The 13,784-nt window shown below is 43.8% G+C and carries 10 protein-coding genes; 4 read left to right on the forward strand and 6 right to left on the reverse strand.

The genetic code is table 11. The annotated features are described in order from the left end of the window. Positions 1-8: 8 nt before the first annotated feature. On the forward strand, positions 9-617 hold the full coding sequence (locus tag AC0MXB_RS10385) for a PulJ/GspJ family protein (protein ID WP_474039600.1): 609 nt from the start codon (positions 9-11) through the stop codon (positions 615-617). 23 nt (positions 618-640) lie between these two features. Next, positions 641-2,641: a hypothetical protein gene (locus AC0MXB_RS10390; protein ID WP_474039601.1), complete on the forward strand. Its 2,001-nt coding sequence runs from the start codon at positions 641-643 to the stop codon at positions 2,639-2,641. A gap of 63 nt (positions 2,642-2,704) precedes the next feature. Here AC0MXB_RS10390 and AC0MXB_RS10395 read toward each other — a convergent pair whose 3' ends face one another. The 5 genes from AC0MXB_RS10395 to AC0MXB_RS10415 form a co-directional block, all read right to left on the reverse strand. Next, the gene (locus tag AC0MXB_RS10395; RefSeq protein ID WP_474039602.1) at positions 2,705-4,258 is read right to left on the reverse strand and encodes a DHA2 family efflux MFS transporter permease subunit; all 1,554 of its coding nucleotides are present in this window, start codon (positions 4,256-4,258) and stop codon (positions 2,705-2,707) included. Between the two features lies 1 nt (position 4,259). Continuing rightward, the gene (locus AC0MXB_RS10400; RefSeq protein WP_474039603.1) at positions 4,260-5,309 is read right to left on the reverse strand and encodes an HlyD family secretion protein; all 1,050 of its coding nucleotides are present in this window, start codon (positions 5,307-5,309) and stop codon (positions 4,260-4,262) included. 4 nt (positions 5,310-5,313) lie between these two features. Continuing rightward, entirely contained in the window at positions 5,314-5,952 is a 639-nt protein-coding gene (locus AC0MXB_RS10405; RefSeq protein ID WP_474039604.1) for a TetR/AcrR family transcriptional regulator, read from the reverse strand. A 196-nt stretch (positions 5,953-6,148) separates the two neighbouring features. Then, entirely contained in the window at positions 6,149-7,567 is a 1,419-nt protein-coding gene (gene hydG, locus AC0MXB_RS10410; protein WP_474039605.1) for a [FeFe] hydrogenase H-cluster radical SAM maturase HydG, read from the reverse strand. Between the two features lie 31 nt (positions 7,568-7,598). After that, positions 7,599-7,862, reverse strand: a complete 264-nt coding sequence (locus AC0MXB_RS10415) for a TM1266 family iron-only hydrogenase system putative regulator (RefSeq protein ID WP_474039606.1) — start codon at positions 7,860-7,862, stop codon at positions 7,599-7,601. Between the two features lie 407 nt (positions 7,863-8,269). Here AC0MXB_RS10415 and AC0MXB_RS10420 point away from each other — a divergent pair, with 407 nt between their 5' ends. Then, on the forward strand, positions 8,270-9,895 hold the full coding sequence (locus AC0MXB_RS10420) for a sigma-54 interaction domain-containing protein (protein ID WP_474039607.1): 1,626 nt from the start codon (positions 8,270-8,272) through the stop codon (positions 9,893-9,895). A gap of 219 nt (positions 9,896-10,114) precedes the next feature. Continuing rightward, positions 10,115-11,506, forward strand: coding sequence for a tryptophanase (locus tag AC0MXB_RS10425; protein WP_474039608.1), 1,392 nt, complete (start codon positions 10,115-10,117; stop codon positions 11,504-11,506). 119 nt (positions 11,507-11,625) lie between these two features. Here the strand turns inward: AC0MXB_RS10425 and AC0MXB_RS10430 are convergent, their stop codons facing one another. Beyond that, on the reverse strand, positions 11,626-13,692 hold the full coding sequence (locus AC0MXB_RS10430) for a methyl-accepting chemotaxis protein (protein ID WP_474039609.1): 2,067 nt from the start codon (positions 13,690-13,692) through the stop codon (positions 11,626-11,628). Positions 13,693-13,784: the final 92 nt, after the last annotated feature.

Genomic DNA, 13,784 nt, shown 5'->3' on the forward strand with positions numbered 1-13,784 from the left:
AGGCTTTTATGAAATTCAGTCATTCCCGCCAGCAGGGCTTTACTTTGGTTGAACTGTTAGTTTGGATGGCAATCACAGCCGTTCTGCTCGGTGCGGTGGGTAGCTATTTTTCCGCAACGGTGAAAGCGTGGCTTGATAGTCGCAGTAAATTTGAAGTAAGAACCTCTGCATCCATACTAACAAATGATTTGATATTGAACCTGCATGGAGGCCATAATTATAAATTGGTAGATAATAATCCCAATTTTAGTGCTGCAACAGGACAAGCCATTCAATTTACAGCACCACCGTTAAACTCTTCAATCGAAAATCCGCCAGAAGTAGTTCAAATTATTTATCGTGACAGTACCACCAAGCAACTGATGCTCTTTAACACTGCTACAAAAGAAAAGCGCAAATTATATGGTCAGGGCAGCAATATTGTAATTGAACTTGACAGCAATGCCAGCGGCAGTTGGCCTTTATTCATAGTCGACCCCAATTCCACCAACGAATCTGTAACAATCCACTTCAAGCTGGTCAACCCCACTACGACAGATCCCAATACTCATACCCCGCCGGAATTAGCCATTTCTACGATGATCACTTCCGCTAAAGCCACCTTTGAATTGCAATAAATTCACTGAAAGGGAGTTAGTTTATGGTTTTATCAATTCGCAAAATTTTACAGAACTCTAGAGGCTCAACAGCCATACTCGTCTTAGGCGGGATGCTTATTTTCAGTATCCTAGGCGCTGGCCTTATGACGATAAGCAAGACAAGTCAAAACACAGCCACAGATTATCGCGACGGAGTAGCTACCGAGTATATTGCTGAAGCAGGTGTACATGACCTGTTGGCCCAAATCAAAGCAGGCGCACATGATCCTAAAATAAATGATGCTATTCATAAAACGGGACAAGCAGTTGACAAGCTAGTGACGATTTCTTCCCTGCAAAATTTCTCACCGCAACCAAATCAAACGGGCTCTTATGTTGTTACTCTCTCGAAAGATAAAGACGGAGTCTTTCATATCAGATCAGAGGCCACGCTCCGATCTGATACTACGAAAAAAACGATAAGCAAAGCGATTAACCTGACCGTAAATCTAACGCCAAATAGTGGCGGAGACGGCGACTATGGCAATGTTGCCGGTAAATATGTGGCTTACTCTAATGGGGATTTTATCCTTACGAATGATACGATTTATTTCTTTAATAACTCTACGCCTTCTCCAGACGACCCCACTCCCGCAACTCACATTGGCAGCAATGGTCAATATAATATCTCCGGCACAACAAAGCCTGTAGTTGACTATGCCTGGGCGCGGGCGGAAAGCTATATCCCCCCCTACAACCAGTATTATAATACTCGCGCTATTGTTCGAGATTATGTGCACAACTGGAAATTCGCTGATCCCGTCGGAGTGCTAAAAGTACCCAAAGTAACTTTTGATTCTTTTTCACCCCAACCCTTTCCAACCAAAGCAGAGTGGAGCAAGTATACCGATCTTGTCGCTGCCACTGGCGGTTCTCCGGTAGCTATGAAGAACTTAACACTAAGTGAAAGCGCCTACTATTGCAACGGTTCTTATACTCTAAACTCTTCAACCCTGACCTTTACCAGTCCCAATGTAACTCTATTTATCAATGGCGATTTAACCTTGAATATTCAAGATGCGGCTAAAATCCCCGCCCTCTATCAAAAGGCTCAGGAAAATTCGAGCCTAACGATTTATGTGACAGGTTCGGTTTCCCTGTCGAACGGAGCCTATATCGGCATACAAGACGCTCTAGGCAAAGCAACTGTAAAAGATATCCAAAATGCTCTGCCAACTGGCTCAACTGTAAATATCTACACAGCAAAAACTTTAACTATGTCAACCGCGGCTAAAATCCAGAGCGGTGTCGTCAATATTCAAACAGTAAGTGACTTGAGTATGAGCAATCCCTCTAGTATCATCGCCAAGGATACGGGATCTCTATCACTTGCTTCAACTACCGGTACATTACACTTTACCAACTCTAGCACGCTATATGGCGGACAAATCGATGTAAAGGGCTATAGTGGCATTTTGCTTGACAATTATGCCAGATTTGAAACTCCGGGAACACCGAAAGACCCCCAAAAAGACCCGCCAGTTGGAAAAATTACAATCACAAGCACGAATGGCCCTGTAAAACTAACGAATAATTCAAGCTTGCTAGCCGGCGATACAATAAAAATCCAATCGGCTCAGGCTTGCAACTTGACTGTAAATGCGGCGATGAATACAGAAAATATCCCGATCGACTATCAAACTACCAAGAAAACCAATGGCGCTTACGCCAACGCGATTACGCGCATCCTCTCTAATGATACAAATACCATGCAGTTTGATAACTCCTATGCTATCGGCGGTAAAGCCGTACTTGTAACAAATCAAGGCCCGATTGTATTGCCAGGAACCAAAGATCAAAGAAATACGGTATTTATGGCTGGAGGCGGCATTTCAGAGGTAACAAGTGGCTCACAAATCGGCCCCTTTTATACAAATGGAACACTAAGACTGACAAGTGCAGCCACACTGACTTATAACAAAAGCATAATGGACACGCTGGGCTTACTTTCTTCCTCGTCCGGCTTTAGCGCCGCCATCATCAAAACTGAATTAGAACCATAACCATCCTGTTCATTCTAAAATAAGACCAGACAGCCTTGTTACAATCGCTGTCTGGTCTTATTATTATGCGTTTATTTCATCGCTATTTTTATTATTAGGCATAAATAACGCCGCCACAGCAAGGCAAAGTGAAACAGCCGCGACAAAATGATAGGCGTCGCAAAAAGCCAATATGCCCGCTTGATGGATCAGTTCCTGATAAATCTTTCCCATGGCATATTGAGAAACCTCGCCACTGGGAATTCCGAATTGCGTAAGCTTTTGCGATAAAGCAGCCATAGCATGTGAGTAGCCCCAGTCGCTTGCTGTCAGCCGCTCCGCTAAATAGGCTTGCTCGACCTGTTGCCGATGAATCAGGTAGTTCGTTACAATGGCAATTCCTACACTGCCGCCTAAATTTCGCATGAGCGAAATAATGGCTGACGCATTGCTGCTTTCTTCGCGTGAAATCTTGGAAAAAGCTAAAGTCGTAACAGGCACGAACAGAAAGGGCAAGCCGAGAGTCTGTAAGACCCGCACAAGTGCAAATGTCCAATAATCGGTTTGCGGCGTAATCTGACCTGTGGCCCACATTCCCAGCGCCATAATGGCCATACCGAAAGAAACGAGATATTTTGCCTGTACTTTATTCACAAGGCGCCCCACAAGGGGCATTACCGTCAAAACCGCTAACCCGCCCGGCGATAGTAGCAGCCCTGAGAGCGTAGCATTATAGCCAAAATAAGTCTGTACGAGCATGGGCAACAGCGTTGTACCAGAATAGAGGGCAAAACCAACAAAAAACATCATCACGCAAGGCATGCCAAAACTAGGAATTTTAAATAACTGCAGTTTTACAATTGGATGCTTTTGTTGCAGCAGCCAGAAAACGGCTGTGATGAGTCCTACAGCGGCAATCACGGAAAATACAATGATAAAGGAGCTATCAAACCAGTCTTCCTGCTGCCCTTTATCAAGAACAATCTGAAGTGCGCCTAACCCTAGAGCAATCAAGCTCAGCCCGATATAATCAATCGATCCTATAGGACGCTTTTGGGCGCTCGGCGGATCTTCTACAAGTAATTTCACTAAAAAAGCAGCTAACAGACCGACAGGCACATTCATAAAGAAAATCCAGCGCCAATTGTAGTTATCGGTAATATATCCACCGAGTGCTGGTCCGATGATCGGCGCCAACACGGTCGTAATCCCGGTAATCGCAAAGGCCATCCCTAGTTTTTCTGGAGGAAAGCTATCTTTAATAATTGCTTGCTGGGCTGGTTGCAATCCGCCGCCAGCCAGCCCTTGCAGCAAACGAAATACAATCAGAAGTGTTAAAGAATTAGCAATACCACAGAGAAAAGAAGTCAGGGTAAACCCAAGAATACAAGCAATGAAAAAGTTCTTACGCCCCATCAGCCCTGATAGCCAGCCTGATAGCGGCAAAACAATGCCGTTTGATACAAGATAAGAGGTCAGAATCCACGTACTCTCTTCCGAGCTAGCGCCAATGGAACCGGCAATTTGCGAAAGTGCCACATTGGCAATCGTTGTATCAAGCACTTCCATAAAAGCGGCAATACTAACAACCGTCGCGACGAGCATGGGGTTTTTCGGTCTAAAGGCTGCTTCGACCATATTACCAGCCTGCCTTTTCCGTCTCGACAGTTGGAAGTACTGACATACCTGGCCCAATCGCCAAAGTGGCGTCAGGCTGACTGTCAAAACGAATTTTAACAGGAACGCGCTGTACAATTTTCACGAAATTTCCTGTAGCATTTTCAGCGGGAAATAAGGAAAAACGCGAACCAGTTCCTGCCTGTAGACTATCTACCGTCCCATTGAGCAGCAAATCAGGAAAAGCGTCAACCTTTATATGGACTTTTTGACCAACTCGCATGTGAGCCAGCTGTGTTTCTTTAAAATTCGCTACAATCCAAAGCTCTGTACCTACTAAAGAAGAAAGTTGCTGCCCTGCCTGGACATAATTGCCAAGCTCAACACTGCGTTTTGTAATCCGTCCATCAATCGGGGCCACTATTTTCGTATTAGCCAAGTCGCTTTCCGCCTGCGCTAAATCGACTCGCGCCTGCTGAACCTGCGCTGCTAACTGTTCCGCTGTATTTTGCGATGCAGCAATTACTGTGGATGCTGTACTGGCTGAACGTTGATCGGCCCGCGTTTTTTCAAGCGTCGATCTCGCTGATTTTTCGGCGGCTACAGCATCATCAAGTTGCTGCCGGGAAACAGCCCCAGAGCCAAATAGGCTTTCCATCCGACTTAAATCCTGCGAAGTCTTTTCCCATGTTGCGGCCGCTACAGCTACTTGAGCTGACGCTCCCGCCAAATTCGACGGTGCCGTAACTGCTGTGGTCGCTGCATTACTTTTAGCAGCACTGGCTGCCGCTTCGGCTGCAGCTAGCGCGGCTTTCGCCTTATCGCGGCGAATCACATAGTCCGTTGAATCAATTTCGGCAAGAACATCTCCCGCCTTAACAAGCTGATTATCTGCCATATTTAGCTTTTTTACATACCCTTGCACTTTCGGGCTAATCGTTACAATCTGACCTTCAATCGCGGCATCGTCAGTCGACACGGCCCCTCGTTGAAGATAGAAATAACCGCCGATTCCGCCGACCAGAAGGAGCAGCGCGATAATGATCTTTGCTTTTTTTGCTGTGATCTTCATCAAATCACTTCCTCTCTTGCTCGCTTATATTGATACACGCCTTATCATCTGGTGGTAATATCCCCTGCAAAAATACCTGAAAAGCGTGGGCCGTATATTCTTCATTTGATTGCGGTGATAGGGGCACATTTTTTTGAATTAAAGGCTTCATTAAAAAGAAAAAGTTTAAAATACCGGCCAGAGAAACAGCCGTGAAATTCACATTTAAATCCGAGCGAAAGAAGCCTTCTTTGATCCCTGTTGCAATGGCCTCAAACATAAATTGATAAGCTTGCGAGATATGACGCTGAATTGTTTCCCCGCCACATTCTGTCGGATTAATCATTTCACTCATAATGAAACAAGCTAAACAGGGCCGAGTGCCATGAATATTGGCAATTTGATCGGCATAAAATGCGAGCCTGTCGACAGGTGAAAGGTCTACGCGGCTCTTAACACTCTGTAGAGCCGCTAAGATTGGGGCAAGTTGCTCCTCTAAGACAGCCTGATACAGCCCTTCCTTGCCATTAAAATAATAAGAAATTGCCGCTACATTGCATTTGGCGCCAATAGCCAACTCCCGCACGGAAACAGCAGAAAATCCCTTATGAGCAAATAATTCTGTCGCAGTCGCAAGCAAACGACTTCGCTTATCTTCTTCCATAAAATACGCCTCCCCTAACTGTAAACGAACATTTAACAACATTAAATAGACTTTTCAGAATAGATAAAACAATTGTTTTAAATAAACGTTTGTTTTAATTGTAAATTTACTATACTTTTCCTAATTGGTCAATAGAAAAACCGCAGAAATCATTCTGCGGCTACCTTCTTGATAATCTTTTTTCTTGTGAAGTGAATTAGAAACGAAAATCTCGTTTACCATCATGCAGTTCCTGCAAGTGCTCGATCGCAATCTTTCTCACCTTTTCATTGGTAATGCGAGGAATTTCCTGTTGAATCACCTGCTCCCCTTTTACCTGCGTATCTTTTGCTGCATAATCTTCTAGATATTCTTTTAACGTCATCAGCGCGTTCGGCTGACAACAATTCACAATCTGTCCTGATTTAACAAGACTCATGAAGCGATCCCCGGTGCGGCCTTCGCGATAGCAGGCTGTGCAGAAACTCGGAATATAGCCAAGTCCTAGCAGCCAATTCACGATCTCATCAAGCGTACGGTTATCGTTTACTTCAAACTGCGCCGAATTTTCTTCTTCCGGTTCTTTTTCCACATAGCCGCCCACACTCGTACTGGAACCGCCGCTAATCTGAGAAATTCCCAGCTCCAGCACACGTTCCCGCGTTGCTTGCGACTCACGAGTTGATACGATCATACCGGTATAAGGCACAGCAATTCGTAAAACAGCGACAATTTTAGCAAAAATCTCATCAGAAATGGCATTCGTAAAGTTTTCTGGATCAATATCATCAGCCGGGCGAATTCTCGGTACACTAATCGTGTGCGGTCCAACGCCCATCGTAGCTTCTAAATGTTCCGCATGCATTAAGAGTCCCACAAAATCATAGCGGTACATATTTAGTCCAAAGAGAACGCCAACGCCAACATCATCGATCCCAGCTTCCATAGCGCGGTCCATCGCTTCCGTATGGTAGGCATAATCATGCTTCGGCCCCGTCGGGTGAAGCTCTTCATAACTTTTCTTATTATAGGTTTCTTGAAATAAAATATAAGTGCCAATCCCAGCTTCGTTCAGCTTGCGATAATTTTCCACAGTGGTAGCCGCAATATTCACATTGACGCGGCGAATCGCCCCGTTTTTATGCTTAATACTATAAATCGTCTTGATACTTTCCAACACATATTCAATGGGATTATTAACAGGGTCTTCGCCAGTTTCTAAGGCCAAGCGCTTATGGCCCATATCCTGAAGCGCGATAACCTCGCGGACAATTTCCTCCTGCGTCAGTTTCTTGCGGGTAATGGTCTTGTTTTTTTGATGGTAAGGACAGTATACGCAGCCATTCACACAGTAATTAGAAAGGTATAAGGGAGCAAACATGACAATCCGATTGCCATAGAATTTTTGTTTAATATCTCGCGCCAAAGTCTTCATAGCCTCATTGGCATCATCAAGCTCACATTCTAAAAGAACAGCTGCCTCACGATGGCTTAAGCCTTTACATTCTTTCGCCTTATTTAAAATGCTTTCAATTAATGACCGATTCGTCTTATTAGCAGACGCATACGCAAGAGTATCGAGGATTTCCTGATCATCAATAAATTCTGCCGCTTGCTTTGATTTTACATTATACATTCTTCTGGCTCCTTTACCATTCGACTAAGACCTATTCCTCTCCAGAAAAGGTCATTTTCGAGTAAACTGTTTTAATACTTACCTGTGGAACCATCCCTAATTTGCCGGCGAAAGCACTGATTACATCATTGGGAGCATCCATAACGATACTGATGACAGAAACATTCCGTTTATGATAAGGAATCCCCATACGACCTACGATATACTCGCCATAATCGTGCAAAATATCATTTAGCTTCTTCGCAGATTCCTTATTTTCTACAATAATTCCTACTAAAGCAAGTCTTGTTTCCATCTAGCCCTCCAAATAACTAAAAAATCCTTGCAGCTATAAGCGCAAGGATAGAATGTTATAACGAAGCAAAAAGGCTTACGTAAACCTTTTTTCTCCAACTCCTATGCTCTCGCCTTCTCATTCGGGATACCCCTCGTGTAATCAGTACGATTTTGCTAAACAGTGTGGTTTGTCTCAAGCAACTATTTTCTCTTGCTCAAAAGACTCACCGAATACTATTTGCATGGTATCATAAATCACAGAAAATCTCAAGAAAATTGATCATTACGTCAAATTGCTTGTTATGATAAATCTCTGTATTGTTTTGCAAGACGCCCCTGCTTATAATCAAAGTATAACTGAGAACTTCATACAGAAGATTTAGTAAGAATTAATTATTGGATAGTTGCGGGAAAGGAACGTCTGTTATGCCAGAATATATCATGCAAATCGACTTCATTGATTCACCAGGGCTAGGTTATGAAATTTTTAAAATCACTGATAAAAATAAAATTAATAAAATTGCCATGGAAGTACTGCCGAAAATCGGTATGGCCCTACAATTCGAATGTGAGATGCAAGAACAGATTCAGCAATTAATGACTGATCTCTCGGCGCTGCCGAGCATTAAGTCCATTCAATTTCTGAATCAAATGCCTTATCGTGAAAAGGAACAAGAACTCGGAACGATTCTAAACTCTGTCAGCGAAGGAATCATTGCGATTAATTTAAAAGGATGTATTTCTCATATTAATGAAGTGGCCTGTAAGCTGTTCGGCTGCAACGCCACCGTCATTGGACTACCAGTCGAAACTGTTCTCGGCCCCCATTCCCTCATCAAAAAAACGCTGGATAGCGGCAAAGTCTATCGTCTCCAAGAACAAAAACTAGAAATACAAGGGAAAAAGTTCTCATTTTTTACAAGTACCCTGCCTGTCACCAATGATTTAAACGAGATTATTGGCGCCGTATCAACCATTCAAGATTTAAAACAAGTAGAAAAAGCTCTGCTAAATACGGAACAAGGCTCTCGTCAAACTACGTTTGACGCTATCATTCGTCAAAGCGCCAGCATGAACCAAGTCATTACCGCTGCCAAAACAGTTGCAAAAAGCACTTCTACCGTATTGCTACGGGGCGAAAGCGGAACAGGAAAAGAACTATTTGCCGCCGCCATTCATCAGGCAAGCCAACGGGCAACACAACGCTTACTGGCGATCAACTGTACCGCCCTAACAGACACACTACTGGAAAGCGAACTTTTCGGCTATGAAGCCGGTGCTTTTACCGGTGCCGCAAAGCAGGGAAAAAAGGGCCTATTTGAACAAGCGAACGGCGGAACGCTGTTTCTTGACGAAATTGGCGATATTTCTCCTCGTCTTCAAGTCCAGCTCTTACGAGTGCTGCAAACCAGCACCATTCGCCCAGTCGGCGGTAGTCGGGAAATTGAAGTAGATGTTCGCATTATCGCGGCGACGCATCGCAACTTGGAAGAACTGATTCGTTGCGGTCAATTTCGCGAAGATCTCTATTACCGTCTCAATGTCATCCCCTTAACGCTGCCGCCGCTGCGTGACCGCAAAGAAGATATTCCGTTATTAGCACAACATCTAGTTAAGAAAATTTGCCAAAAATTGAATAAGCCGCCTTTACAACTGACACCAGCCAGTGTTGCTCTGCTGCTCAAAAAAAGCTGGCCAGGCAATGTACGTCAACTGGAAAACACATTAGAACGAATCATTAATTTTATTGATGGTCGTGAAATTCAGCCGCAAGATATTGCAGCTTGGTCGGATCTTGATTCTGCAGCTTTTAGGCCTGAAACAGTCAGTCGCCAGGAAGACTCGCTCGCCATTCAAATTCCTTTGTCACCAACACGCCCCTGGCCTACCTTAAAAGAAATTGTGACTGCCGTTGAGAAAGAAATTCTTGCTGCCGTATTGGAGCAATACCCATCATCCCGCGCCGCTGGCCAGGCTTTAGGCGTATCAAATACAACCATCCTAAATAAAATACATGCTTATCAGCTGCAAAAACACTCTCATCAGAATTAAATCGTCAAAATAAATTGCCAAGAAAATTTATCACCGATAAAATTTCTTGGCAATTTTTCTATCAAAACTACTTATAATCCTTTCTATGCAATCGCAGTTTCTTAATAATTTGGCTAGCAATAGCTACTTTCTGCTACTTTTGTGAAAGCTGGCATGAGTTTTGCAAAGTACTTAAAAGCATGATCAAAATCTTCTGAAAAAATTATTGGAGGAATTATTATGGCAGTTAAGTATATTCCAGAACCGTTTCGCATTAAAATGGTTGAACCCATTAAAATGCTTACAAGAGAAGAACGCGAAGCAAAAATCGCTAAGGCACAGTATAATCTCTTTAACTTGGCTGGGGAAGACGTCTATATTGACCTATTAACCGACTCAGGCACAAATGCCATGTCTGACCAAATGTGGGCTGGTGTCATGCGCGGTGATGAGGCCTATGCCGGCTCACGCAGCTATTATAAATTGATCGAAGCAGGTAAAGATATCTTTGATTATGGGTACATTCAACCAGTCCATCAAGGACGGGCAGCAGAAAAAGTACTTTTTGGCGCCATTCTAAAAAAAGGGCAAGTGGCTATTTCCAATATGTTTTTTGATACAACAAGGGCCCATGTTGAGCTATGCGGCGCTCGAGCAATTGACTGCGTCGTCGCCGAGGCAAAAGATCCCGTAAAAAAAGCTCCTTTCAAAGGCAATATGGATATAGCAAAATTAGAAAAACTGATTCAAGAACATGGTGCAGCGCAAGTCGGCCTCATCGTTATGACAGTGACAAATAATTCCGCTGGCGGTCAGCCCGTTTCCGTGCAAAATATCCGCGAAACAGCAGCGCTTTGCCAAAAATATCAAATTCCCTTCAATATTGATGCAGCTCGTTACGCTGAAAACGCTTTTTTCATTAAACAGCGTGAGCCAGAATTTAAAGATAAATCGATTAAAGAAATTATCCGCGCGATGTTCGACTGCGCTGATTACTTTACCATGTCAGCGAAAAAGGACACGCTTGTCAACATGGGCGGGCTTATCGGCGTAAAGAATAGCGAGTCAGCGCTGATTCTGCCAATCAAAGCAAACTGCATCTCCTATGAAGGCTTTACAAGCTATGGCGGTCTTTCCGGCCGAGACTTAGAAGCTTTAGCCATTGGCCTATATGAAGGTTTAGATGAAGATTATCTACGTTATCGAATTGGTCAGATGGAATATTTAGCTGCTAAACTGGATGAGGCAGGCATTGCTTATCAATCCCCCGTAGGCGGACATGGTGTTTTCGTCGATGCCAAAGCTCTGTTCCCCCAAATTCCCTACCATGAATTTCCTGGCCAGGTTCTCGCTGTGGAACTTTATAAAGAGGCGGGAATTCGCGCCTGTGATATTGGTTCCTACATGCTGGGCAATGATCCTGACACGAAAGAACAACTGCAGGCCGACTTTGAATTTACTCGTCTAGCTATCCCGCGCCGCGTATATACTCAGGCCCATTTTGATATTATGGCGGAAGCGTTGATTGCCATCAAAGATCGTGCTCATGAAATCAAACATGGCTATAAAATCACTTGGGAACCGCCTATTCTGCGGCATTTCCAAGCTTCGCTTACACCGATTACCAAGTAATAAATCAAACGAATATATATTGCCTGCGAGTAGCGCTGGCATTCGACCTAAAAAAGTTAAGGAGCTTTCCTGTTGATTCGCCTGAGGCGAATCTAACAGAAAGCTCCTTATTCCATTTCTTATAATTTAAAACAGAGAACGAGTCCCTCTAACTGCGTAGCCACAGATGATAAAGAGTTCGCCGCTGCTTTAATTTCCTGCATTGTTTGACTAACCTGATCAGTACCATTGGAAATCGTCTCAGTTTCTTGGGCATTTTGAACAATGACTGCAGCTACCGACTCCATCGCTCCATTAATTTCCTGCATCTCAGTCGATACTTTCCCTAACTGGTCGCTAAATTCCGCCGTCACTGCTAAGAATGCGTCGGCATCCTGTTTATACTGAACGCCCCCTTGAACAAAAGCGTCGTAATCGCACAGTACTTTGGCATTAATAAACTCCAGCAGTTCCTTGCTGTTATCAACAAGAACATGCATTGTAAGCTGAACTTTTTCTGTTAAGTGTTGAATCGTATCAACAGTACGCGACGATTCTTCCGCCAGTTTGCGAACTTCCTCAGCGACTACGGCAAATCCCCTGCCGCTTTCACCGGCATGAGCCGCTTCAATAGCGGCGTTAAGCGCTAATAGGTTGGTTTGTGCCGCGATAGCAGCAATGGAATCAGCCATTTTTACAATTTCATCGACTACCTTACCGTCTTCAATGGCTTGCACTACTTTAGAGTTAATGCCGTCATACAAGGTTAAAGCCGCTTGGCGTGAATCAGCTGCATTATGCTGTAACAAAGCAGCTTTGTGATCTACCGTTTTCGCAACGCGGCTCCCCTCTAGCGAACTATCGGATAATTGATGAACATGACTTCTAACATTTGCGGTAAAGGCGGTAAATTCCTCGGCGGAAGCGGAAAGTGAATGAACCCCATCAGCGACCTGACCGGCTGACTGAGCCACACTGCCAGCAGCTTCAGCTGATTCTTCTGTGCCACTCTGCAGCTCCGCTGCCGATGCTGCAATCTGCCGAGAAAAATCAGATATTTTCTGCAAAATATCACGCATATTTACGGTCATCCGATTAATTCCTGCCGCGATCTGCGCCAACTCATCGTGCGAACTCACTTCAACACTAGAAGAAAGATCCCCTTTTTCAATTTTCACAAGGCCGCTGCTAATAACCGAAACAGCATTCACTATAGACAACACCAAGGCAATACAAACATATAACAAGAGTGGTAACGCAATGACGAGCGCAATCAAAACAATATTGGCTTTTCGCTCATATTGCTCGACTCGTAACGAACACAATTCGCCTAGCGCCTGTCCTAAATTGGCAAATAAATGATCATTCACACTAACAGCCTGATCAATATCTCTAGATGAAAGCGCGATAACACCTTGTTCTTGAGCTAAACCGTCATCCAGTTTTTGCAGCATTGCGCTAAAAGTTGTCTTGAAGCCATCGGCTTCCGACTGCAGTGGCGTCAGCACACCTTTGCCCTTAGTCTGGTTAAAAGCAAGTCCAGTTTCCCAATCTGCATTCATCGTATCAACAAGTCCACCGATTTTTGTACTTAAGGCAATTAAATTTTTGCGATCGCCATAAGTCAGTGGTCCCGTCTGTTGTTTTTCTAATAAAGCCCGCACCTGAAATAAATCGTCGGAAAGTGCGAGACTACGAAACATGACAACATCCATACTATAATAAGAATCAATATCCGGATCGAGCGTAAGATTCGAGTTATCCGAAATATCGCTATGTAGCGTCGTCAACGCCCCAAAAAGCTCACTATAAACCGCCTGGCCGCCGCGAAGCCCTGCCCATAATTCTTTTGCTTTCGCAATGTCTTTTGATACTTCTTTCTTCTGTTCTGGCGCATCTAAAACACTGTGAAATTTTTGGTCTACTTTTTCAATCTCAGAAAAAGCAGTTTCCACATTCTCAAAGGCTTGTCGCGAGTGAAAAGAATAGTCTTGTATCGATCGCGCTAATTGATAAGACGCTACGGCATATTCTACGCCATATTTTTCTTTTTGGGAAAAATCCTTACTTTCACCATTTCCCGCAAAAAATTGATATAAAGCTAGCGCCAGCAAAGCAACTAAAATAATACTGACCATAAAAAATTTAGTCATCAAGCGAAATCGACTCATTATAAAAATTCCCGGTTGAAACAGTTTTTGAAGCATTTTATTCATCCCCTTATAATGGCGAAATCAGTCGATTTCACAAAGTCACTACTTACTATTTAGAATAACAAATAGTGACCTCTTTTCCACTA

This window comes from Pelorhabdus sp. sgz311001 (genome assembly GCF_055901755.1).